Below are 24,345 nucleotides of genomic sequence, written 5' to 3'. Positions count from 1 at the left end.
CGCCGGCATTGCCAGCAACCCTGTCGAAGGGCGGCTCCTGCCTATGCAATGGCCGGTGCGGCCATGCCATATCCTGGTGCTGAAGGCTGCCACCTTCGTCATTGCCGCTGCGAGCTGCGCGGAGATTCCATGGGCGCCAAAGGGCATCGCAGCGGGCGGGAGGGCCCGGTACGACCGCCAGCCCATGACCCGCCCCCGCGATTCGCTATGATCCGCCGGTCTTCCGCGGGAGTGCGCCATGTCTTTGCTGAGCAAAATGCTCCGCCACAAATCCATCGAGCAGTTGCAGGGCGAGGTGGGCAAACGCAGCGATTTCCGCCGGGTGCTAGGCCTGTGGCAGCTTACCGCCATCGGCATCGGCGGCATCATCGGCGTGGGCGTGTTCGTGCTGGCGGGCCAGCAGGCGGCGCTGAACGCCGGCCCGGCGGTGATCATCTCCTTCCTGATCGCGGGCATCGCCAGCGCGGCGGCGGCACTGTGCTATGCCGAGTTCGCCGGCATGATTCCGGTCACCGGCAGCGCTTACACCTACGGCTATGCCGTGCTCGGCGAGCTGGCCGCGTGGCTGATCGGCTGGGACCTGCTGCTGGAATACGCATTGATCGTGGCGGTGGTGGCGATCGGCTGGTCGGGATACGTGCAATCGGCGCTTACCGGCATGGACATCGCCATTCCCGTGTGGGCGCAGGGCGCGATCGGCACGGGCAAGGGCCACGTGTTCAACGTGATCGCCTCGCTGGTGACGCTGGGCGTGTCGGCGCTGCTGATCTTCCGCACCGAATGGGGTGCGCGCTTCAACACGCTGGTGGTGGCGATCAAAGTGGCCGCGGTGGCGCTGGTGATCGGCATCGGCGTGTTCTATGTGAATCCCGCCAACTGGGTGCCGTTCATTCCCGCGCGTGCGGTGGGTACCGACGGCGCGATGCATTTCGGTTTCCAGGGCGTCGGCGCGGCGGCGGCCGTGGTGTTCTTCGCGGTGTTCGGCTACGACACGCTGACCACTGCGGCGGAGGAATCGAAGAACCCGCAGCGCGACCTGCCGCGCGCGGTGCTGCTGTCGCTGGGTATCTCGATGGCGATGTACCTTGCGGTGTCGCTGGTACTCACCGGCATCGCGCACTACACCACGCTCAATACCGCCGCTCCCGTCGCCGATGCGTTCCAGGGCCTGGGCCTGCATTGGGTGGCGCTGACCGTGTCGGTGTCGGCGGTATTCGGCCTGATTAGCGTGCTGTTCGCCTTCATGCTCGGCGCCACTCGCATCTGGTTCGCGTTGTCGCGCGACGGTCTGCTGCCGGGCTGGTTCGCCAAGGTGCATCCGCGCTACGGCACGCCGCATCGGCCCACGGTGTCGATCGGCGTGTTCACTGCGCTGGTGGCCGGCCTGCTGCCGATCGAGGAAGTCGCCAAGTTGGTGAACATCGGCGTGCTCTCGGCCTTCATCGTGATCTGCACCTCGGTGATGCTGCTGCGCCTGCGCAAGCCGGAGCTGCACCGCGCGTTCCGCACGCCGTGGGTGCCGTGGGTGCCGCTGATCGGCATCGCGTTCTCGATCTGGCTGCTGTCCGAACTGCCGGCGATCACCTGGAAGGTGTTCCTGATCTGGGTCAGCCTCGGCATGGTGATCTACCTCGTCTACGGCATGCGGCACAGCAAGCTGGAACGGACGGAACAATAAACGACAGATGCAGCGTTGGACCCACCGGGTCTGCGTGTGGTTACAATCTGACGTTGTCGTTTGCGTATGGTCGGAGCATCGGGGGATGTTCCGTATCAGGGAATGTGAGTCGCAAAATTTGGCGCTTGCCTCGGCATCCGCAGGAAGCGTCGCCGGATTTCCATACGAACAGGGGGATGTCATGACATTGAAGCAGATGGCTTTTGCCGTCACGTTGCTGCTCGCATTTCACACGGGCGCGGCCAAGGCGGATGGCACGTTCATACCTGCGGCCAACCGCACCGACATGGTGTATGACGCCCAGCGCGACCTGATCTACATCGCCAACGGTTCGAGCGTGTTGCGCTATGACGTTACCGCTGGCGCATTCCTGTCGCCGCTCAACTTGGGCGGGCAACTCGAGGGCGTCGATCTCTCGCCTGACGGCAATACGCTGGCGGTAGCCGATGCGGCATGTACGAGCACCAATTCGTGGGTGCATCTGGTCAATCTGAATACCTTGGTCGATACCAAGGCGATGTATACGCTGCCTGGCCCGGATTCCTGGTTTTCCCTGGAGGCAGGAACGTATGCCGTGGCCTTTGCCGCCGACGGCAGTCTGCTGGTGACGTCTGAGTTCAACGGTTCTGGCTGGGTGCCGTTGCTGCATCTCAATCCCTCTAGCGGGCAGTGGACGAGCGTAGCCAGCAGTATTGGCATCAGGCAGAACAGCATGGTTTCCGCGAGCGGCGATGGCAAGACGATTGCAATTGCCGAAAGCAACATCTCGGACGGCAGGTGGGGTTTCTACAGTCTTGCCAGCGGGCAGTTCACCGAGTTCGTCGGCACACTCGGCACGGGCTGGTTCAATTACGAGATTGCGGCCAATGCCGATGGTAGCCAGTTTTCGATACCCACCTACGGCGGCACGTTCTTCGTCGACACGTCGGCCAACGAACTGGCAACTCTAGGCACGTATGCCGGGCAGCAGCCGATCGGCGTGGCCTACCATCCGGTCGAACCCGAGGTTTTCTTGCCGTGGGAGGGCACCAGTGAGGTGCGCGTCTACGACACGAAGACATTCACTCAGACCGGCAGTTTCGACTTCGTGGACACCTTCACCAGCAACGGGAACTACGCCTTCGTGGATGGCCGCACCCGACTTTCTCGCGACGGCTCATTGCTAATGGTGTCGGTGACCGGTGGCGTGCGTTTCCTGCGCATGTACAGTCCGTTGGCTGCCCAGGCAGTCGTTACCACCATCTACTACAATCACAGTACGGGTCTGATCCCTCTCAAGGGTTCGATTGGTGACAGCGGCACGCTCACTTACAGCGTGGCTAGCCAGCCCAGGTATGGAACCGTCACCATCAACGGCAATACGGCGACCTACATGGCGACAGAGCCCTTTATCGGTACTGACAGCTTTACCTATCAGGTGCACTACGGAATGGCGACGGCCGAGGCGCCGGTGACCATCATCAGAAATAGCCAGACGTCGCCGATTGCCAACAACGATTATTATCTAGCAACAAGCCGCGAGCCGATGCTGCTCCCCGTGCTGGCGAACGATCAGAGTCCGGGCGGCGCCCCATTGAACATCGTTGCTGTCACGCGGCCATCGCAGGGCAGTGCCGTCATACAAGGCAACGAAATCCTATATATACCACCTGCCAATTTCAGCAGTGTGGCCAGCTTTCGCTACACGATATCGAATGGCTTGGGTGGAACCGCATCTGCGGGCGTGACCGTTCAACCGGCCGCGTCTGCAGGGGCGTCGCCGATTCCAGCGACGCCCATCGTTAGCGGCAGTCATGTCCTGCCGGGTATGGGCGCGCTGCAAAAGCCGTGAGCCGGGTATTGGATGGCACTTCGTTCTGCACGCCAGTCCTACGTTGTTCAGTCCGCATGCTTTTGTGTGAGGGCGTGGGCGAAACATCTTCCGTGTTGCCACTTGCGCCGATACGTGACCATGCGCAATCTCAGACAACGCGGAAGATGTATATCGGTGACGTAATAGAGGATTGAATGGCTCAAGGAGAAGCCTTGTTGACTTGCACTGGTCATTTTGTCGCACAATTGCCAATCGTTTCGGGGAACTTGTGCTGCTGCGGAATGGGGCAGGGGGCGAGGAATGTGCCAATCGACAAGTTCAACGAATGAAGCCGCATCAGTTTGCGCGAACTGCGGTGCGCCGCTGGGCGGCGAGTATTGCGCGCAATGCAGCGAGCGCCGGATGCATCCGGACGAGCACACGTTGCGGCATGTCGTGGGCGAGTGGTTCGAGGCGTTCTCGCATGGCGAAGGCCGCCTGCTCAAATCCCTGCGTACCTTGCTGTTCCAACCGGGTGAACTGACGCGCGAATACTTTCGCGGACGACGTGTTCCCTATACGCGGCCGGTGGCGTTGTTCTTCGCGGCGAACCTGTTGTATTTCCTGCTGGCGGTCCTGCAGACCTTCAACACATCGTTGAATACCCAGCTGGAGATGGCTCCGCTCGCCGGGGTCAAGCAGGTCATGGTCATGCGCCGCGCGGCTGGCGTGCCGATCGGCAGCACGGAGAGTGCGGCGCTTGCGGGCGACTACTGGCGCTCGGAGAACCCGTTCGTGATGAATGCCGGCAAGAACGCCGAGCCAACCGCCATGGAGTCGGCGAGCGGTGTCATGTCTGCTCACGATGCCAATGTGCTGGCGGCATTGCAGAGCTACGGCAAACGCTACGACGAACGCACCGACGCCCTCTCGCGCGCGCTGGTGATAGCCCTGGTGCCGATGTTGGCGTGCTGGTTGTGGCTTGCACTGGTGCCTTGGCGGCGCGGGCTGGCCGAGCTGTCCATCTTTGCGACCCATGCCTGGGCGGCGCTGTTGCTGATACTCCTGGTTTTCGGCTGGGCCTGGAAAGGTCTGGCCAACGCGATGTTGTGGTTCCGGGGAGAGTTGCCGGCGTTCCTGCAGACCGACGGTTATGGCAGTGCGACCTTGGGCTTGTTGGTTCTTGCCTACCTCTATTGCGCGCTGAGGAACAATTTCCGGTTCAGCTGGGTGGGCAGCGCAGCCTTGTGTGTCTGGACGATGGCGGGTCTGTACCTGTCGCTGGAGCTGTACCGCGTGCTGCTGTTCTTCGTGACGGTGTATGCCTTGCACTGAGCGTGCCGGCGCAAAATCATGCGCCGCCTGCGCGTGACCTCTGGCAGGGTGCCGCGTGCGCATCGCGATCTACCATCGACCGGTCCCGCCGCTCGCCGTCACGACGAACGACGCTTTTCTGCCGGCAGCGCGGCTTCCGCGTGGGTCGGTGCCTGCCCGGAGCCGCCCGTGAATCGTCCTCTCTTCCGTTCCAGCCTGATCGCCGCCGCTGTGGTCGGTGCGCTTTCGCTTTCCGTGGTCCATGCGCAGGACGCCGAGCGCGCCGCACCGGCCGATACGCCGTACGACGACGGTACGCTCACGGTGAATGTGGACCTCACCGACGCACCTAAGCGCATGTTCCGCGTGCAGGAAGCGATCCCGGTGAAGGCGGGCGAAGTCACACTGCTGTATCCCGAGTGGATCCCCGGCGAGCACGCACCGTCCGGTCCGATCCAGAACGTGGCCGGGCTGATCATCAGTGCAAACGGCAAGCAGCTCGCCTGGCGCCGCGACCTGCGCGACATGTACGCGATCCACCTCAACGTGCCGGATGGCGTGAGCCAGCTCGACCTTGCATTCCAGTTCCTCTCGCCGGCGCCAGGCGAGGACAGCCTGTTCGGCGCCAGCGCCTCGTCCACGCCGAACCTGGTGGACGTCGAGTTCAACCAGGTGGCGTTCTATCCGGCCGGCTACTACTCGCGGCAGATTCACATCCAGCCCACCGTGCAGTTGCCTGCCGGCTGGAAGTTCGGCACTGCGATGGAAGTGGCCAGCCAGAGCGGCGGCACCGTGCAGTTCAAGCCGGTGACGTTCAACAATCTGGTGGATTCGCCGCTGATCGCGGGCGAGTACTTCAACCGCGTGGATCTGGCGCCGGGCGCCAAGGTGCCGGTGCACCTCAACGTGGTGGGCGACGGTGCAAAGGACGTGAAGCTCACCGACAAGCAGCTGGAGCAGCAGCGCGCGGTGGTGACGCAGACCAACCTGCTGTTCGGTGCGCACCATTACGATCATTACGACTTCCTGCTCACGCTGTCCGACCACACCGGTCATTTCGGCCTAGAGCACCACCAGTCCAGCGATGATCGCCTGCCCGCCGATTTCTTCACCGACGATGACATGCACACGCTGGCGGCCAGCCTGATGCCGCACGAGTTCGTGCACTCGTGGAACGGCAAGTTCCGTCGCCCCGCCGACCTGTGGACGCCCAACTTCAACGTGAAGATGCAGGACGACCTGCTCTGGGTCTACGAAGGCCTTACCGATTACTGGTGCAGCGTGCTCACCGCGCGTGCGGACCTGTGGTCGCCCGAGCAGTTCCGCGACACGATGGCGGACATAGCCGCGCAGATGAGCGAACGCACCGGCCGCGCCTGGCGTTCGCTGCAGGACACCGCCGACGCCGCGCCGCTCACCTATTACGGCGGCGGCGGCTGGGGCAACTGGCGCCGCGGCACCGACTTCTATCCCGAAGGCCAGCTGCTGTGGCTGGACGTGGACACCAAGATCCGCGAACTCTCCGGCGGCAAGCATTCGCTGGACGATTTCGCGCATGCCTTCTACGGAATGGAGAATGGCAGCTACGTCACCAAGACCTACACCTTCGACGACGTGGTCAGCACGCTCAACCAGGTGCAACCGTTCGACTGGGCGAAATTCCTGCGCGAGCGGCTGGACTATACGGGCCCGAACCTGCCCGAGCAGGGCATCGCGCGTGGCGGCTGGAAGCTGGTCTACACCGACAAGCCCAATGCGCAGACCAAGGCGATGGAAGGCATCCGTCACGGCGTCAACTTGGCCGCCTCGATCGGTCTCTCCGCGTCGAAGAGTGGCGACATCTACGACGTGCAGTGGAACGGACCTGCCTTCAAGGCCGGACTGGTGCCGGGCCTCACCATTGTTGCAGTGAACGGCAAGGACTATTCGCCCGATGCGCTGAAGGATGCGATCACAGCAGCCAAGACCGGCAGCGCACCCATCCAACTGCTGGTGAAGAACGTCGACATCTACAGTACGGCGAAGATCGACTATCACGGCGGCCTGCTTTATCCGCACCTGGTACGGGCGGATGGCAAGGATCTGCTCGACGCGATCGCCACGGCAAGGAAGAACTGATCTTCCGCCGGCTCCAAGAACAACGGCCGCCCGAAGGCGGCCGTTGTGTTTTCTCCCTTCCGCCACTCGTGCGGGAGGGGCTCGACGCCTAGCTTAGAAACGGTATTCCAGCGAACCCGAGAACGCCGCCACGTTGGAGCGGTCCTGGCCGCTGGTGGGGCGGCCGTATTGCAGGCGGTAGTTGTCGTAGTTCACCGCCAGGCTCACGTTGCGGGTGACGTCGTAGCCCACGCCGGCGCCGGCGAACCAGCCGTTGTTCCAGCTCTTCTCGCGCGATTCGGCATCGCCGTAGGTCTCGCCCATGTAGCTGGTCGAACGCATGTAGCCGGCATGGCCGGTGACGAACCAGCGGCTGCTGCCGATGTCGTACTTGCCGTTCACGCCGACGGTGGCGGCGCGCGACTTCAGGTTGGTTTCAACGCCGTCGGTCACGTTCTTTGGGCGACCCAGGTAGACGTAGCCGACTTCCGGACCGACGTAGCCGTTCCAGCGCCAGCCGAAGCGCACGTTCTGGAATACGCTGTTGTCGTGGCCGAAGTCGCTGCTGCGATTTTGGGTCTGGCCCAGGTTGCCGGCGACGTAGAAGTTCTGCAGCTGGTCGGGGTTGCCGTTGCTGTTGTCGTCTGCGCGGGCCGTCTGGCTGAGCAGCGGGGAGGCGAGCAGGGCGGCCACGGTGGCCGTAAGGAAAAGCTTGTTCATGGGAGTGGACTCCTGTTTTTTTTCTTGCGATCGCCACAGGTGGGGATGCCCGTGGTGTGCCGCGCGGGGATACGCGACGGCGGCCACGGTGGTTTGGCCGCCTTGCACGAAGCTTTCGCTTAACAATCGACGAGGGCATCCGTTCAGCTGTGCGAATGACCTTTGGCAGGGGAGCCGCGCGCGCTGCGGGGCTAGGATCGAACGGACTTGCCCGCCACCTGTTCGTCGTGCGGGCCGTTGCCCAAGGGAGAATCCATTGAAAGTCTCACGTCTTGCTTCCGCCATCGTCGCCGGTGCCATTGGCCTGGTCAGCCTCAACGTGCTCGCCGATGACGTGCCGCCGCCCAAGGACGTGGCTTATCCGGGCACGCTGCAGATCAGCGTGGATGCCACCGATCTCGCGCACCGCATCTTCCGCGTGCATGAAGTCATCCCCGCGCAGGCCGGTGCGCTGACCCTGCTCTACCCGCAGTGGCTGCCCGGCAACCATTCGCCCAGCGGTCCCATCGACAAGTTCGCCGGCCTGGTGGTGAAGGCCAACGGCCAGGTGATTCCGTGGACGCGCGATCCGCTCAACGTCTATGCCTTCCACGTCGACGTGCCGCAGGGCGCGAGCAATGTCGAAGTGGACTTCCAGTACCTCACGCCGCAGAACAGCCGCCAGGGCCGCGTGGTGATGACGCCGGAAATGCTCGATCTGCAGTGGAACGCCAACACGGTGTATCCGGCCGGCTACTACACGCGCCAGATCAAGGTCGATGCCAGCGCCAAATTCCCCGCCGGCTGGCAGTTCGGCACGGCGCTGGAAACGGCCTCGCACGACGGCGACACCGTGCACTTCAAGACCACCACCTTCAACACCCTGGTGGACTCGCCGATCTACGCCGGCAAGTACTTCAAGCGCCTCGACCTCGATCCGGGCGCCAAGGCCGGGGTGCACATGGACATCGTGGCCGACGATCCGAAGTACCTCGAGATCAAGCCGGAGCAGGAAAAGCCGTTCCACAACCTGGTGCAGCAGATGTACAAGCTGTACGGCGCGCACCACTACGAGCACTACGACTTCCTCGTCTCGCTCAGCGACAAGATGGGCGGCGAAGGCCTCGAACACCACCAGTCCAGTGAGGACGGCACGGGTGCCGACTTCTTCTCGGCGTGGGAGAAGAACGCGCTGGGCCGCGACCTGTTCTCGCACGAGTACAACCACTCCTGGGACGGCAAGTACCGCCGCCCGGCCGACCTGTGGACGCCGAACTTCAACGTGCCGATGCAGGACTCGCTGCTGTGGGTGTACGAAGGCCAGACACAGTTCTGGGGCCAGGTGATGGCTTCGCGCTCCGGCCTGTGGAACGACGAGCAGGCGCACGACATGTGGGCCTACGTGGCCGCCACCTACGACAAGGGCCGCCCCGGCCTCGCCTCGTGGCGCAACGTGCAGGACACCACCAACGACCCCATCATCGCCCAGCGCGCGCCGCTGCCCTACCGCAACTACCAGAGCAGTGAGGACTACTACAGCGCCGGCCAGCTGATCTGGCTGGACGTGGACGGCAAGCTGCGCGAACTCAGTGGTGGCAAGAAGAGCATCGACAACTTCGCCAAGTCCTTCTTCGGCATGGACAACGGCAGCTTCGTCACCAACACCTATACCTTCGACGACGTGGTGAAGACGCTCAACGACGTCCAGCCCTACGACTGGGCGAAGTACCTGCGCGAACGCCTCGACGGCCACGGCCCGCTGATCGGCGGTTTCGAGGCGCACGGCTGGAAGCTGGTCTACACCGACAAGCCCAGCGCCGCGGTGAAGGCCATCGAAGCACGCCGCCACTTCGCCGACCTCACCTATTCGCTGGGCGTGTCGGTGGGCAAGGGTGGCCAGATCGCCGATGTGCTGTGGGACGGCCCCGCCTTCAAGGCCGGCCTCGCGCCCAGCATGACCATCGTTGCCATCAACGGCCGCGACTTCGACCCGGACGACCTGAAGGATGCCGTCACCGCTGCCGCGAAGGACAAGAACCAGTCGATCGAACTGCTGGTGAAGGACTTCGACCAGTACAAGACCATCCGCATCGACTACCACGATGGCCTGAAGTACCCGCACCTGGTGCGCGACACCAGCAAGCCCGACACCCTGGGTACGTTGTTCAAGGCGCTCTGAGTGCTGTGCAGCCCCTTTTCCGCTCGCGGGAGAGGGGCTGGCGGTGCTACGGATCGAGCGTCTTGCCGCCGCGTGGGCGGCCCCGTCCATCTCCGCTATACTGCGCGTCCGCTGGTGGATCGCAACGATCCACGCGCTTTTTCGCAACATCATGCGCCCGTAGCTCAGCCGGATAGAGTAGTGGCTTCCGAAGCCATTGGTCGGGGGTTCGAATCCCTCCGGGCGCGCCATCTTTGAGTCCGGCCAAATCCAGATTCAACAAAAAACCCCGGCTATCCGGGGTTTTTTGTTGCCGATTGCTTTTCAACAGGACCAGCCGCCGGACAACCCGCCTTTATCTTGGTCACAGATTGCATTAATGTGACGTAGTTCACAAATTTGTGGCATGGCTTGACCATGCCCTCCAAGGGAAGGGGGGCCATGCCTCGCGCATCCGTTTCCGGCCTGTCGCGCTCAGGCCCACTCGCACCCGGTCTCTGAGCCACAGCATCAGGCTCGACGGCCGTGGCTGTCCGTCGTGGTCGAGCAGCGGCGTTTCTCGCTGAATTGTCCCAGCGCGCAGGAACGATGCCTGCCGGCCGTGCCGCGGCAGCATCGGTCCATTTACCGAAAAGCATCGGTGCCGGATTGGGCCATGGCGGTCGTGTGGCGACGCATTTCCGTGGGGAGTTGGGAGCGCTCTGTTACCGCCGGTACTTGGAATGAGTTGTGCATGTGCATGGATTGAGCGCGGTTCGGACCGCGTATCGCAAGGGCAAGATGGGGAGGGGGCGTGATGGAAATTCCTGACGATGGGACGACGCTATTGACCGTGGCGTCCTGGGTGGCGGTGCTCACCCTGTTGCTTGCCTTTGGCCTGTTGACGGTCATTGTCCTCTTGCGCGCACGGGCGCAATGGCGCACGCGGCGCGACAAGCTTGCCCAACGTCACTGGCAGCACGTGATCCAGCACGTGCTGGCCGGCGACGAGGTGGAGGTGCGTGCCCTGGGGCAAGATGAAGTCACCGGCTTCATCGAGGTCTGGAACGCCACCCACGAATCGCTGCCCCAGGCGGACTCGATCCGTCTGTTGCCGCTGGGGCATCGCGTGGGCTTGGCGGATGCCGCGCGGCGCATGCTGCGGGGCAACTACCACGATTGCGCGATGGCCATCGTTGCGCTCGGGCATTTGCGTGACCTCGGTGTGTTTGACGAGCTGGTACCGTTCCTCAACGACCGCAGCCCGATCGTTTCGCTGTGCGCCGCCCACGCGCTGGGCCAGGTGGATGGCCCCCGGGCAATGGCGATGTTCGTCCCGATGATTCTCGAGCGCGACGACTGGATGCCGGGCAACGTGGCGCGCATCCTGGCCCGCAATGAGGACGGCAGCGCTGCGCGCGAACTCGACAACACGCTGCTGCGCGCCAACACCAGCTCGATGGTGAAACTGGTGCGGTTCCTGGCCGACATCGATCCCGAGCGGGCTGCATTGGTGATCCGGCAATTGCTGGACAGCTCGATCGACGACCACGCCATCTCGGTCTGCCTGCAGCTGGTGAGCGACAAGCAGGATCGCGAACGTGTGGCCAGCTTCCTCGACGCATCGCGCTGGCACGTGCGCATGCATGCGGCGTCGGCGCTTGGACGCATCGGCGAGGCCGTCGACAGCGAACGGCTGGAGCCGATGCTGACTGACAAGGTGTGGTGGGTGCGCTATCGCACCGCGCAGGCGCTGCTGGCGCTGCCGGGCGTGGGGGCGGCGGCACTGCGCCAGATGCAGCAGCGCCAGGGTGATGCCTACGGACGGGACATCATCGACCAGGTGCTTTCGGAACACGACATGGGGGTCGCGGCATGAACCCGTACCTGAGCGCGACCGTGGCCAGTCTCCAGCATGGGCCCTGGGAGCACCTGCTGGTCTCCATGCAATGGGTCTTCGTGATCTATTTCGTGGCGATCAACCTGGGTTACTTGATCCTCAACTACATCTCCGCTTACCAGATCGTGCGCTACATGCGCGAGTACCGGGCCAACTACCTGCCGCCCGGCCTGCGCGACTACCAGCCCCCGGTAAGCATCGTGCTTCCCGCGCACAACGAGGAGAAGTCGGTGGTGGCCTCGGTGCACTCGCTGCTCCAGACCAATTACCCCGAGTTCGAGATCGTGGTGATCAACGACGGCTCCAGCGACCACACACGTGACGCACTGATCGAGGCTTTTGGCCTGGTGAAGGTGCCCGAGGCGTATCGGGCCCGCCTGCACACGGCAGAGGTCAAGGGCGTCTATGCCTCGGCGCGGTATCCGCGGGTGCGCATGGTGGACAAAGCCAACGGCGGCAAGTCCGATGCGATCAACGCCGGCGTCAACTGCGTGCGCTACCCGCTGTTCTGCGTGGTGGACGCCGATTGCATCCTGCAGCCGGAAAGCCTTTCGCGGGTGGTGCGTCCGTTCCTGGAGGACAGGCGCGTGGTGGCCAGCGGCGGCGTGCTGCGCGTGCTCAACGGCTGCTCGGTCGCCAACGGCATGCTTTCCAAGGTGGGGCTCCCTGATCGCTGGCTGCCGAGCTTCCAGGTGATCGAGTACCTGCGCGCCTTCCTGTTCGGACGCATGGGGTGGTCGCCAATGAACGCGCTGCTGATCATCTCCGGCGCTTTCGGCGTGTTCTACAAGGAGCGCGTGATCGCCATCGGTGGCTATCGCGACGACACGGTAGGCGAGGACATGGACCTGGTGGTGCGGTTGCATCGCAACTTGCGCGATGAAAAGCGCGACTACCGCATCGTGTTCGTGCCGGACCCGGTGTGCTGGACCGAGGTGCCGACGGACGTTGCTTCACTGGCCCACCAGCGGGTGCGCTGGCAGCGCGGGCTGGCCGAAAGCCTGTGGTCGAACATCGGGCTGATGTTCAATCGTTACGGTGGCGCGGTGGGCTGGATCGCGTTCCCGTTCATGCTGGTGTTCGAATTCCTCGGACCGCTGATCGAGGTGGTCGGCTATGTCTCGATGATCGTGTTGGCGCTGGCCGGGCTGGTACCGCTGAAGAGCTTCCTGATCTTCCTCGCGGCGGCGATAGGCATGGGCATGCTGCTTTCGGTCAACGCCATGTTGCTGGAAGAGCTGTCCTTCGGCCTGTATGCGCGGCCGATGCAGCAGTTGCGGTTGTTCCTGGTGGCGGTGCTGGAAAACTTCGGCTACCGGCAGATGAATTCCTGCTGGCGTTTCTACGGCACCCTGCTCTGGTTGTTCGGACTGCGAAAGCACCACCGATGGGGCCACATCAACCGCGATGGTTCGTGGCAACACGACGCCGGGGAAGAGGAAGCGATGCCCATCGACCCGCATGCGGCCCGGAGCAGCCAACCATGAAGCGCAGGAATCCTTCCGTGGTCACGCAACCGCGTTCCTCCCGCGCGTCCCGCGCACTGTGGCCTCTGCTGCTGGCACTGACGGCGTTTTCGCCCTGCCTGATGGCGCAGGCCGCCACTTCCGGCTCGCTGACGGAACAGATGGCGCAGATACGCCAACTCGCCACCAGCGGCCAGCGGCAGTTGGCCATCCAGCGCTACACGGCCCTGCTTGCCGCGCATCCCGGCAACGGTGACCTGCTGCTGGGGCGCGGACGCACCTACGCCTGGGACGGCCAGTACGCCGCGGCCGAAAGTGATCTGCGTACGGTGGTGCAGCACAGTCCGGGTTATGCCGATGCCTGGTCGGCGTTGGGCGACGTCTATCGCTGGAGCGGCAGCCCGCAAAAGGCGGTGGATGCCTATTCGCACTGGGTGAAGCTGGCGCCGCAGAACCCGGATGCGTACATCGCGCGTGGCCGCGCCCAGCGCGACATGGGGCAACTCGCCGCCGCCCGGGGCGATTTCGATGCTGCAGCGGCGCTGGGTGCGAATGCCGCCGAAATAACCGCGCTGCGGCAAAGCCTGCTGCCGCGCACGACAGACTTCAATGCCGGGTACAACTGGGGCGCCTCCCTCAGCTGGGACCATACCGGCTTCACCGGTGGACAGCAGGGCTGGAACGACGTCGACCTGTCGTTGCGCCGCTACTTCAGCCAGGGCTCGCTCGCCCTGGAGTTGCTGCGTTCCAATCACTTCGGTACCAGCAACGATGCCTGGGCGCTGGACGGCTACGTGCCGCTGTGGTCACGCGCCTATGCCAATCTTCGTTACCAGCAAGGCCCGAGTTCCGGTGTATTGCCTGAACAGGAATGGCGCGCGGAAGTGTTCCAGGGCGTAGGACGCGGCTGGGAGCTGTCGGCCAGCATCGACAATCTGCGCTTCTCCAGCGATACCCAATTCTATGGCGTCGGCATAGGGCGCTACTGGGGCGACTGGTACGCGCGCTACAAGCTGCAACACGTGCCCGGCGTGGGCTCCGGCAGCTGGAGCAACCGCTTCCTGTTGCGCAACTACTACCGCGGCGACGCGTTCGATTACTGGGAAGTGAGCGTCGGCAACGGCCGCAGCACCGACCTGAATAGCTATGGCACCCAGGTGATGAACAACAGTGCGACCCTTGGCGTCGCCTGGAGCCACTATCTGTCGTCGCAGTGGGGCTTCAAGCTGAGCGCTGGTTATGCCGAAGGCAGCGATTTCCCCGGCGTCAATGAGCAACTTTTCTCGCTGACCCTGTATTCGCTATGGTGATGGCATCGTCATCGGCCTCTGCGGAGCGAGGCAACTTCTGGTCGCGCTTTGCCCCCGCGTTTCCGGCGCTGCTGCTGGCGCAGTTCGCGCTGCTGGCGTGCGCGGTCGTCAGCGGCGTCGCCGATACCGCCTGGAACGGCAGCGAGAGGTGGGCCATCGCCGGTGTCGCGCTCGCGCAGGCAGTCTTGGTGCTGCTGCGCGTGATGCCGATCCTGCTGCTGCTTTCGCTTCCGCTGCTGGCCTTGCGCCGGGAGCGTCTGCGCCTCGTGGCATTGGCGGTGCTGTGGTCGCTGCTCATCGTGGCGCAGGTCGGACTCAACCAGTACTTCCAGGTAGCGCACGTGCCGCTGGGCGCGGATCTGTTCGGCTACAGCGCCGCGGAAATCCGCACTACCTTGTCCGGCGACACGCCGCTCGATCCGCGCAGCATGCTGGCATACGCCCTGCCTTTGCTGCTGCTTTGGGGTGGTTTGTACATGGGTGCCCGCAAATGGCCCAGCGGCTCCATGCGGTGGACGTCCCTGCTTCTGGTCGCCGGCCTGTTCGCGTGGCTTATGCCGCTGCCGATGGGTGCGCATGTGCTGAAGGATGACGCGGCGCGTGATCTGGCCAGCAACAAGCTCGCGTGGTTCTGCGGCGATGTCTGGCGCTGGTCGAAGGGCAGCACCGTCGTAGCGCCTGCATCGGGCAACGCGGCAACGGCCGCCGCCAGTGCCGACGAGCCGCCGCTGGATCCGCAGTTCCCGTTCCTGCATCCCGAGCAGACGCTGGACACGCTCGGCCCGTACTTCTCCCCCACTTCCGACGGTCGCCCGCCCAACGTGGTGGTGATCGTGGTCGAAGGGCTGGGGCGCTCGTTCTCCGGCCCGCAGGCATCGCTCGGCAGCTTCACGCCCTTCCTCGACGAGCTGTCGGCGCGCAGCCTGTACTTCGACAACTTCCTGTCCAACCAGGGCCGCACGTTCGGCGTGCTGCCCAGCCTGTTCAACTCGGCGCCGTTGGCCAAGGAAGGCTTCACCGCGCTGGCAGAACACATGCCGCCGGGTCCCGGACTGTTCAACCTGCTGGGGCAACAGGGCTACCACACCGCGTTCTACAACGGCACCGATACCACCTTCGACAATGAACGCGCCTTCATGCAATTGCAGGGCGTGCAGCATCTGGTGGACAAGAAGGAATTCGGTCCCGGCTACCAGCTCAATCCCTTCAGCGAATGGGGCTATCCGGACAAGGAGCTGGTGTCGCGCGTGCTGGCCGACAGCGCGCAACTGCAAACGCCTTTCCTGCTGGCGATGCAGACCATCTCCATGCACACCGCCTACCAGTTCCCGGGACAGGACGCTTACCGAGCCCGCTTCGAGCAACGCCTGCACGAGCTGCACATCCCGGATGACCAGCTGGGGGCCTATCGGGCCAACGCCGACATCTACAGCACCGTCCTCTACACCGACGACCAGTTGCACCGCTATTTCGATGCGGTGGCGAAGCTGCCGTGGTACGCCAACACCGTTTTCGTGATCACCGGCGACCATCGCCTGCCGGAGATCCCGATGGGCGAGCACATCGACCGCTACCACGTGCCGCTCATCGTCTTCTCGCCGCTGCTCAAGCAGGCCCGGCATTTCCGTGCCGTGTCCTCGCAGCTGGATGTCACACCGTCGCTGCTGGCGCTGCTGTCGCATACCTACGGATTGAAGCGGCCGGCGCAAACGCCCTGGCTGGGCACCGGCCTGGACGTGGACGACAGCTTCCGCAACATCCATCAACTGCCCTTGCAGCAGACCAAGACCAGCGCGCCGGATTACCTGGCTGGGCGCTGGTGGCTGCACAACGGGCAGCTGTTCGAGCTGCAGGACGGCATGCATCTCACGCCTGCCGACGATGCTTTCGCCCTCGAATGGGTAACCCGTCGCCTCCAGCGCTATGCGCAGGCCAATGCGATCTTCATGCAGAAGCTTGTGCTTGCCCCCGACGGAGCCACGCCGAAACTGGTGGCTTACCAGGAGCCTGCGCAAAGAGCGCAGCCCATTGGCGAGGCACCGGTCATGCATGGCCTGTCGACGGACTCGGCCGAGGTGACCGTTGCCGGCCACGGCGTACAGTTGACGGCCACGTTCAGCAACGGTGATGCGCAACCGAGTCGCTCGTTCGTGCCGCTGGCGGTGCTGACCGCCGAGGACGGCCACGAACTGCAGGAAATCTCCGGATCCGCCATGCAGCTTCCCGCCAATGGACAACGGCAGGTGCAATTGGGTCTGCCGCGTCCCGAAGCCTGCAGCAGCCGATGCTACGTTTCGGTGTTTCCGTCCGATCCGCAGACCGGCAAGGCCATGGGACAGGGGCGATATCACATGCCGGTGGATGCCAATGCCGCCGTCGACCGCACGCAATGACACGCTTCTCCCGTTTCAGCCTGCTGCTTCTGCTGTGTACATTGCCGCTGGGCGCAATGGCGCAGGCGAGCCGCGCCGTCTGGACCTGGGAAGCCGAGTCCTACGCCATGGTCAGGGATCCGGCCGTTGCACGGGAAGCCGCGGCCTACCTGAAGTCGCAGCACATCGATACGGTGTACCTCTACGCTGACGCATACCAGGGCCACGACCTGATCGTCGAGCAACCCGGGTTGTATCGCGCCTTCATCGAGCGGCTGCATCGGCAGCACATGAAGGTGTATGCATTGCTGGGTTCGGCCTACCTCCACACCGAGAATTACGTGCTTCCCGCCTATCGCAGGCAGGCCGAAGGGATGTTCCGCCGGGTAGTGCAGTACAACGCCGACGCGCCGGTGGCGGCGCGCTTCGACGGCGCCAACCTGGACATCGAGCCGCACATCCTCGACGAGTGGAACGACGACACCCGCGAGCGCCTGCTCACCGATTTCCTGGACATGGGCGACGCGCTGATGAAGATCAAGCGGGAATACCACGCCACCCTGGCCGTGGGACCGGCCATCCCGTTCTGGCTGGACGGCATCGAGCTGGAATGGAAGGGCGTCAGGCGCCCGGTCAGCGAGCACGTCATCGACCTGTTCGATTACGTCGCGCTGATGGACTACCGCCACAAGGCCGAGGGCAGCGACAGCATCCTCTCGCACGCCGCCAGCGAGATCGCCTACGCCGACCGTGTCGGCAAGAAGGTGGTGATCGGTCTCCAGGTGTCGCCGGACGAACCGGAAAAGGTCACCTTCGACAAGGCCGGGCCGAAAGTGTTCGAGCAGGCGTTGGGCACCGTGGAGCAGGCGTTGCGCAACGATCCGTCGTTCGCGGGCTTTGCCATCCATCACTACCGCACGTATCGGAGCTGGATCGAGCGGAACCAGGACTGAGCGGGAATTTCGATTCGCGTTGCCAGGCCCATCGTCCAGAGGGCGCCAGGGTGTGGGCCGTTGGCGCGAGGGTCTCGCCTACCGCTCAGTTCTTTTCCAGGGCACCGTCGACCATTTCGAAGTCGCGTTGCGCCGCCGGTTTGCCGTTCAGCGAGATCTCCACCACGTATTTGCCGGCGGGCCAGCGGTTGGGGTTCTGCACCTCGAACGTGGTGACGGCAGGTCCGTCGGCGGAGATGGTCTGGCCGAGTTCGTTGACCAGCACGCCCTGGCCCTCCAGATAGCGCCAGCGCGCTTCCAGCTTGGCGCTGGCGGCGCGGCCGGTGGTGGCGACGCTGGCGTAGATCGTGTGGGTGTCGGTGCCGAAGCGTGTGGCAGGCGCGGTCACCGCATAGCCGGCATCGATGGCCGTGCCGAGGGTAAGGGTGGCGACGCGGAGGCCATTGTCGTTCGCGGCGAGGGGCTTGGCTGCGCTGGCAGCGGGAGCGGGCGCAGGTTTGCTGCTTTGTGCTTTTGCGGGTGCTGCAGTGCCCGTCGCGGTTGCCGTACCGTTGTGCCGGTGGCAACCGCACAGCAGTGCGATGGCGCAGCACAAGGCGAGTGGTTGGGCGTAGCGGTGCATGGCGAACCCCGTGGTGGTGGCGGCGATGCCGCTGCAGTCGAGTCCCGTCGAGGCTAGCGGCCGGGGTCTGAAGCGCGAATTACCAAGGGCTTATTGCCGGGCGCCGCGCGGGTTGTCCGGCACGTCCGGCATGCTGCTGCGGAAAGGATTGATGTCCAGTCCGCCGCGGCGGGTATAGCGCGCGTACACGCTGAGCCGCTCGGGTGCGCAGCGCGCCATCACGTCCATGAAGATGCGTTCCACGCATTGTTCGTGGAATTCGCTGTGGGTGCGGAAGGAGACGAGATAGCGCAGCAGGCCTTCGCGGTCGATGGGCGCGCCGCGGTAGGCGATCTGCACGCTGCCCCAGTCGGGCTGCCCGGTGACCGGGCAGTTGGAACGCAGCAGGTCGGAAACCAGGGATTCCTCGACCACGGCAGCGTTCGCATCCGCTCGGAGGTAATCGGCCCTGGGCGGGCCGTAGTCGCTGATCGTCGCCGGCAGGGTGTCGATGGACTCGCCCGCAAGGTCGGCGAATGCATGCGCGGCGGTGCGTGCGGGATGCAGGATCACTTCCACCGCGTTGCCGGCGGCGTTTCCCAGATCCTTCTGCAGCACGGCCCGCAGCGCGTCCGCGCTGGCCAGCGGTTCCTGCGCAAAGCCGTTGAGGTACAGCTTGAAGGACTTGGATTCGATGATGTTCGGCGAACTGGCCGGCACCCGGAATTCCGCCACGGCCAGCTGCGGCTTGCCGTGCACATCCAGCCACGACAGTTCGTAGGCGTTCCAGATGTCGCAACCATAGAAGGGCAATGCATCGCCCACGCCGATCTCCGCGCGCTTGGCCGAGCGCGGAATGGGAAACAGCAGGCCGGGATCGTAGCGGTCGGCATAGACGGTGGCCTTGCCGAGCTGGGATTGGTCAGGAGTGCTCATTTGTCTAGTGTAACGGTGACTTCTGGCCTATCCCTCGGCGCGCCGTGGTTTCCATAATGGATAGGCCTCCCACGAGTCCATCCCCACGATGAAAACTTCCCTCCCGGCCTGTGCCGCCCTGTTCGTCGCCGCCGCGCTGTGCGCGCCCGTGCATGCGCAGGACAAGACTTCGGCTTTCGATCCACAGGTGCTCTTCGCGCCGCTTTCCCTGCCGTACCCGGTCAATGCGTTCCGCGACGGCGCCGGCAGGCCCGGCCCCGAGTTCTGGCAGAACCGCGCCGACTACGACATCAAGGCCAGCATCGACCCGGCCACGCACGGCCTTGCCGGCGATGAAACCATCACCTACACCAACAACAGCCCCGACGCGCTGGACGCCTTGTGGGTGCAGCTCGACCAGAACATCTACAAGCCCGATTCGCGCGGTGCGATCACCTCGCCATGGCCGGGCAAGCATGGCGAGTCCACCGACGGTTACCAGCTCGACGCGGTGGAAGTGGACGGCAAGCCGGTCCACTTCCTGGTGGACGACACGCGCCTGCGCGTGGACTTGCCGGAGATGCTCAAGGCCAAGGGCGGCCAGCTCAAGCTGCGCATCCGCTACCACTACACGGTGCCCGGCGAGTGGGGCGGCCGCACCGCGGTCACGCCAACCAAGAACGGCGACATCTACGAGATCGCACAGTGGTTCCCGCGCATGGCGGTGTACGACGACCTGCGCGGGTGGGACACGCTGCCCTACCTCGGCCAGGAGTTCTATCTCGAATACGGCAACATCGACTATGCCGTGACGGTGCCGTGGAACTACCTCGTGGAAGGCTCCGGCCAGCTGACGAACCCCGACCAGGTGCTCACCGCCACCGAGCGTGAGCGCCTGGCGCAGGCAGCCGACAGCGACCGCACCGTATACATCCGCAAGCCGGAGGAAGTGAACGACCCGTCCTCGCGCCCCACGCACAGCGGCACGCAGACCTGGCGCTTCCACATGGAACACACGCGCGACGTGGCCTTCGCTGCCTCGCCCGCCTTCGTGTGGGATGCCGCGCGCATCAACCTGCCTGATGGCAAGCACGCGATGGCGATGTCGATCTATCCGATCGAGGGTGTCGGCGCCGACAAGTGGAACCGCTCCACCGAATACGTCAAGGGTGCGATCGAGCACTTCTCGTCCAAGTGGTACCCGTACCCGTGGCCGAATGCGATCAACCTCGGCGGCCATGGCGCCGGCATGGAATATCCCGGCATCGTGTTTGATGGCTACACCGACAGCGGCGCGCCGCTGTTCTGGATCAGCGCGCACGAAATCGGCCACACCTGGTTCCCGATGGTGGTCGGCTCCAACGAGCGCCGCAACGCGTTCATGGACGAGGGCTTCAACACTTTCATCGACGTATACGCGTCGGACGCCTTCAACCATGGCGAATACGGGCCCAAGCGCGACGGCGAATACGCGCCGCAGGGCGGCAACCCGGTGGACGACATCCTGCCGCTGCTGGCCGACCCGAATGCGCCCACCCTGATGGCGCATGCCGATTCCATCAGCGAGAAGTACCGCCACCCGGTGACCTACTTCAAGGGCGCACTGGGCCTGATCCTGTTGCGCGAACAGATCCTCGGCCCCGAGCGCTTCGATCCTGCGTTCCGTGCCTACATTCGCACCTGGGCCTACCACCATCCCACGCCGTCGGATTTCTTCCGCTTCATGGACAGCGCGGCGGGCGAGGACCTGTCGTGGTGGTGGCGCGGCTGGTACCTCAACAACTGGCAGCTCGACATGGGTATCACCGGCGCCAGCTACGTGGGCAACGACCCGGCCAAGGGCGTCACGGTAACGCTGGTCAGCAAACAGAAGCTGGTGATGCCAGCCACGCTGCGCGTGGACTTCGCCGACGGCACGCATCGCGACATCCGTCTGCCGGTGGAAACCTGGCGTTTCAGCGCCACGCCCAAGCTCACGCTGGATACGGACAAACGCATCGCGAAGCTGGAGCTGGATCCCGAGCACAAGCTGCCTGACGCGGATCGCTCCAACAACGATTACATGATGCACTGAGGCCCTAGGCCAGATGTGGGACGAAAATGCAGGAGCGCACCTTGTGCGCTCCTGCAACGGCAGGTGACAGCGTCTGCGGCCTATCGACCTACATGCGCCATGCTCGCCGCTGCGTACCGCGCGCCTGCAGCCGCTTCGGGCGGGAATACGGCTTCGATGGCGGCCAGGTCAGCGGATGACAGCGTCACGTCCAGCGCACCCAGGTTCTCGTCCAGCCGCGAGCGCTTCTTGGTGCCGGGAATCGCCAGCACGTCCTTGCCCTGCGCCAGCACCCAGGCCAGCGCCAGCTGCGCGGGCGAACAACCCCTGTCGGCAGCGAGCGCCTTCACCTTGTCCACCAGCGCCAGATTGCGCGTGAAGTTCTCGCCCTGGAAGCGCGGGCTGGAGCGGCGGTAGTCGTCGGCATCGAAATCATCCGGCGAGCGGATCGCGCCGGTAAGGAAACCGCGACCCAGCGGCGAATAAGCGACGAAGGCGATGCCCAGCCGGCGACAGGCATCGAGCACGCCGTTGTCCTCGGGATCGCGGGTCCACAGCGAGAGCTCGCTCTGCAGCGCGGCGATCGGATGCACCTTGCTGGCGCGCTCCAGCGTGGCGGCGGAGGCCTCGGAAAGGCCCAGGTACCGCACCTTGCCGGCTTGCACCAGTTCGGCCATGGCGCCCACGGTTTCCTCGATCGGCACGTTCGGGTCCACGCGGTGTTGGTAATACAGATCGATGGTCTCGATGCCGAGTCGCTGCAGGCTGCCCTCGCAGGCGGCGCGCACGTATTCGGGGCGTCCGTTGACGCCGCGCGACAGCGGTTCCGCGGGGTTGCGCACGAGGCCGAATTTGGTGGCGACAAAGGCCTGTTCGCGGCGGTCCTTGATCGCTTTGCCCACCAGCTCCTCATTGAGATGCGGGCCATACGCGTCGGCGGTATCCAGCAGGGTCAGGCCGCGGTCCAGCGCATGGTGGATGGTGGCGACGGATTCGGCTTCGTCGCGGTCGCCGTAGAAATCGCTCATGCCCATGCAACCAAGCCCGAGTGCGGAGACTTGCGGACCGTTCTTGCCAAGCGTGCGGATTTGCATGCGGATGCTCCTGGTGTCTGAAGGTGATGGGTGGAGGTGGCGTCATGCTGCGCCGTGGCCGTTATGGAATAAATACCTAATAATCAACTTCACTATTCCGATGAAGACAACAATCCATGGATCGTCTGGACACCATGCGACTGTATGCGCGGATCGTCGAGCTGGGCAGCTTCACCGCGGCTGCCAATGATCTCGACCTGCCGCGCGCCACCGTCACCCACGCCATCAAGAAACTGGAAGCGCGGCTGGGCGCGCAGCTGCTGCAACGGACCACGCGCTGTCAGCGCATCACCCGCGACGGGCAGGCCTATTACGCGCACTGCGTGCGCCTGTTGGCTGACCTGGACGAGGTGGAGGCCGACTTCCGAGAAGCGGCCTTGAAGCCGCAAGGCCGCCTGCGCATCGATCTGCCGGCCACGCTGGCGCGACAAGTGGTGATACCCGCCTTGCCCGAGTTCTGTGCGCGCTTCCCGCTGGTGGAGCTGGATATCGGCACCAGCGACCGCTTCGTGGATCTGCTGCGCGAAGGCGTGGATTGCGTGCTGCGCGTGGGCGAGTTGCCGGACTCGGGGCTGGTGGGGCGCCGCGTGGCCATGCTGGCGCAGGCCACCGTGGCCAGCGCCGGCTACCTGCGTCGTCACGGCAAACCCATCTTGCTTGCCGACCTGCAACAGGGCCACCTGGCGGTGAACTGGGCTTCGCCCACCACGCGGCGCCTGGAATCCTCGCTGGAGTTCGTGGTGAACCGTCGTCGCCGCGAGGTGCACCTGCCCTCACGCGTCACCGTCAGCGGCGTGGATGCCTATCTCGCTTGCTGCGAGGCAGGGCTTGGCATTGCGCAATTCCCGCGCTATCGCGTTGCCGATTCGCTGGCCAGGGGCACGCTGCGCGAGATCCTGCCCGACCTGCCACCGCCGACGCTGTCGGTTCACGTGCTGTACGCACAGCAGCAAATGCCTGCGCGCCTGCGTGTGTTTGTGGACTGGCTGGTGGAGCTGATGGAGAGGCAGGCATGAACGACTGTTCGATATCGCCACCGGTCCGTGTGGAGATATCGAACAGGCCGCCGGCAGGGGTCATGACGTCCGCGGCAAAATCGGCCTTGGTGCAGTGGTGCCCATTGTCTCGCTGCTGAGCGGCGCGCCGGCGGCAATCAGCGCCTGGCGCTGCTCGGCCAGCGGCAGACGCAGCGTGCAGTCTTCGTAGCGCGCCAGTTTCTGCATGACGGGCAGCGCCAGAGTGCGCTCCACCAGTCCGGCGGTACGCGGCCAACGTGTGGCGTCGATGGTGTAGCGCGCAAAGAAGGCGGTACGGAAATAGCTGGTGATGCTGACGTCGGCGATGGACAGCGCGCCGAAGATGAAGCCATCTTCCGGCAACTGGGTTTCCAGGTAGTCGATGGCGGCGGGAATCTCCACTTCCAGCGCCTGTGTCACCACGCCTTCGTCGGGCGGCTCGTTGAACACGCGGCGGCGGATCGATCGCTGGTAGAACAATCGCCAGATCAGACCGTCGGCCAGCCGCGTGTCGGCGTATTCCTCCAGCCATCGCGCGCGGGCGCGCTCGACGATGTCATGCGGAAAGACCGCCGGGGTGGGGTATTTGTCCTCCAAGTACTGGCAGATGACCGAGGAGTCGTTCAACACCAGTCCGTCGTCGACCAGCACCGGCACGCGCTTGAGCGGGCTGATGCGCGCGAATGCCTCGTTGCCCACGAACGGCGGCATCGGATCGATCTCGTACTCGAGTTCCTTCAGCTCCAGACAGACCAGCACCTTGCGCACATAGGGCGAGAGGTAGCTGCCGATCAGCTTGATTCGAACCATTGCGGCACTCCATCGGGCGCATGCGGAACAGCGTGCGCGAATGGCCGTGGCCGCGTCAATCGGCATGCCGGGGGTGCAGTGCGTGGCGTCGTCGGTTTTGTTTCACCCTGTCCACTCATTTTGTTCACCATGGCTCTG

General features: G+C 64.4%; 17 protein-coding genes and 1 tRNA gene. 13 read left to right on the top strand and 5 right to left on the bottom strand.

What is annotated here, in order from left to right:
• Positions 1–238: 238 nt before the first annotated feature.
• The 4 genes from ISP25_RS12700 to ISP25_RS12685 all read left to right on the top strand — a co-directional run bounded on the left by ISP25_RS12700 (position 239) and on the right by ISP25_RS12685 (position 6,902).
• Positions 239–1,678, top strand: a complete 1,440-nt coding sequence (locus ISP25_RS12700) for an amino acid permease (protein WP_404614350.1) — start codon at positions 239–241, stop codon at positions 1,676–1,678.
• 181 nt (positions 1,679–1,859) lie between these two features.
• The gene (locus ISP25_RS12695; protein WP_404614349.1) at positions 1,860–3,509 is read left to right on the top strand and encodes an Ig-like domain-containing protein; all 1,650 of its coding nucleotides are present in this window, start codon (positions 1,860–1,862) and stop codon (positions 3,507–3,509) included.
• A gap of 384 nt (positions 3,510–3,893) precedes the next feature.
• Positions 3,894–4,805, top strand: a complete 912-nt coding sequence (locus ISP25_RS12690) for a DUF3667 domain-containing protein (protein ID WP_404614347.1) — start codon at positions 3,894–3,896, stop codon at positions 4,803–4,805.
• A 168-nt stretch (positions 4,806–4,973) separates the two neighbouring features.
• Positions 4,974–6,902 carry a M61 family metallopeptidase gene (locus ISP25_RS12685; RefSeq protein ID WP_404614345.1) on the top strand — a complete coding sequence of 643 codons (1,929 nt, stop codon included), beginning with the start codon at positions 4,974–4,976 and terminating at the stop codon, positions 6,900–6,902.
• Between the two features lie 93 nt (positions 6,903–6,995).
• Here the strand turns inward: ISP25_RS12685 and ISP25_RS12680 are convergent, their stop codons facing one another.
• Positions 6,996–7,601, bottom strand: a complete 606-nt coding sequence (locus ISP25_RS12680) for an outer membrane protein (RefSeq protein WP_192155888.1) — start codon at positions 7,599–7,601, stop codon at positions 6,996–6,998.
• Between the two features lie 256 nt (positions 7,602–7,857).
• Between ISP25_RS12680 and ISP25_RS12675 the strand changes: the two genes are divergently transcribed.
• From ISP25_RS12675 to ISP25_RS12645, 7 genes are all read left to right on the top strand, one after another.
• The gene (locus ISP25_RS12675; protein WP_404614343.1) at positions 7,858–9,759 is read left to right on the top strand and encodes a M61 family metallopeptidase; all 1,902 of its coding nucleotides are present in this window, start codon (positions 7,858–7,860) and stop codon (positions 9,757–9,759) included.
• A 153-nt stretch (positions 9,760–9,912) separates the two neighbouring features.
• Positions 9,913–9,989: transfer RNA gene (locus ISP25_RS12670), tRNA-Arg, on the top strand.
• Between the two features lie 545 nt (positions 9,990–10,534).
• Positions 10,535–11,596, top strand: coding sequence for a HEAT repeat domain-containing protein (locus ISP25_RS12665; RefSeq protein WP_192155884.1), 1,062 nt, complete (start codon positions 10,535–10,537; stop codon positions 11,594–11,596).
• Positions 11,593–13,104: a glycosyltransferase family 2 protein gene (locus ISP25_RS12660; protein ID WP_404614341.1), complete on the top strand. Its 1,512-nt coding sequence runs from the start codon at positions 11,593–11,595 to the stop codon at positions 13,102–13,104. Before ISP25_RS12665 ends, ISP25_RS12660 begins: the two co-directional genes overlap by 4 nt.
• The gene (locus tag ISP25_RS12655) at positions 13,101–14,393 is read left to right on the top strand and encodes a YaiO family outer membrane beta-barrel protein (RefSeq protein ID WP_404614339.1); all 1,293 of its coding nucleotides are present in this window, start codon (positions 13,101–13,103) and stop codon (positions 14,391–14,393) included. The genes ISP25_RS12660 and ISP25_RS12655 overlap by 4 nt, the downstream gene beginning before the upstream one ends.
• Positions 14,393–16,786, top strand: coding sequence for an LTA synthase family protein (locus ISP25_RS12650; protein WP_404614337.1), 2,394 nt, complete (start codon positions 14,393–14,395; stop codon positions 16,784–16,786). The genes ISP25_RS12655 and ISP25_RS12650 overlap by 1 nt, the downstream gene beginning before the upstream one ends.
• A complete protein-coding gene (locus ISP25_RS12645; protein ID WP_404614335.1) occupies positions 16,783–17,718 on the top strand; it encodes a hypothetical protein in 936 nt (311 codons plus the stop codon). The genes ISP25_RS12650 and ISP25_RS12645 overlap by 4 nt, the downstream gene beginning before the upstream one ends.
• Before the next feature lie 85 nt (positions 17,719–17,803).
• Here the strand turns inward: ISP25_RS12645 and ISP25_RS12640 are convergent, their stop codons facing one another.
• Together ISP25_RS12640 and queF are read right to left on the bottom strand one after the other, a co-directional pair.
• Positions 17,804–18,340 (bottom strand): hypothetical protein, encoded by a 537-nt coding sequence (locus ISP25_RS12640; protein WP_404614333.1) that lies wholly within the window; start codon positions 18,338–18,340, stop codon positions 17,804–17,806.
• A 90-nt stretch (positions 18,341–18,430) separates the two neighbouring features.
• Positions 18,431–19,255, bottom strand: coding sequence for an NADPH-dependent 7-cyano-7-deazaguanine reductase QueF (gene queF / locus ISP25_RS12635; protein WP_404614331.1), 825 nt, complete (start codon positions 19,253–19,255; stop codon positions 18,431–18,433).
• Positions 19,256–19,343: 88 nt separating this feature from the next.
• Here queF and ISP25_RS12630 point away from each other — a divergent pair, with 88 nt between their 5' ends.
• Positions 19,344–21,308 carry a M1 family metallopeptidase gene (locus tag ISP25_RS12630; protein ID WP_404614329.1) on the top strand — a complete coding sequence of 655 codons (1,965 nt, stop codon included), beginning with the start codon at positions 19,344–19,346 and terminating at the stop codon, positions 21,306–21,308.
• A gap of 80 nt (positions 21,309–21,388) precedes the next feature.
• On the opposite strand, the gene ISP25_RS12625 is transcribed toward ISP25_RS12630, so the two are convergent.
• The gene (locus tag ISP25_RS12625; RefSeq protein ID WP_404614327.1) at positions 21,389–22,381 is read right to left on the bottom strand and encodes an aldo/keto reductase; all 993 of its coding nucleotides are present in this window, start codon (positions 22,379–22,381) and stop codon (positions 21,389–21,391) included.
• A gap of 116 nt (positions 22,382–22,497) precedes the next feature.
• On the opposite strand from ISP25_RS12625, the gene ISP25_RS12620 reads away from it, so the two are divergent.
• Positions 22,498–23,397, top strand: a complete 900-nt coding sequence (locus ISP25_RS12620) for a LysR family transcriptional regulator (protein ID WP_404614325.1) — start codon at positions 22,498–22,500, stop codon at positions 23,395–23,397.
• Between the two features lie 60 nt (positions 23,398–23,457).
• Here ISP25_RS12620 and ISP25_RS12615 read toward each other — a convergent pair whose 3' ends face one another.
• The gene (locus ISP25_RS12615) at positions 23,458–24,207 is read right to left on the bottom strand and encodes a glutathione S-transferase family protein (protein ID WP_192155867.1); all 750 of its coding nucleotides are present in this window, start codon (positions 24,205–24,207) and stop codon (positions 23,458–23,460) included.
• Positions 24,208–24,345 lie beyond the last annotated feature (138 nt).

The sequence above is a fragment of the Rhodanobacter hydrolyticus genome, from assembly GCF_044904645.1.
This window is presented reverse-complemented; position numbering and strand designations above follow the sequence as displayed.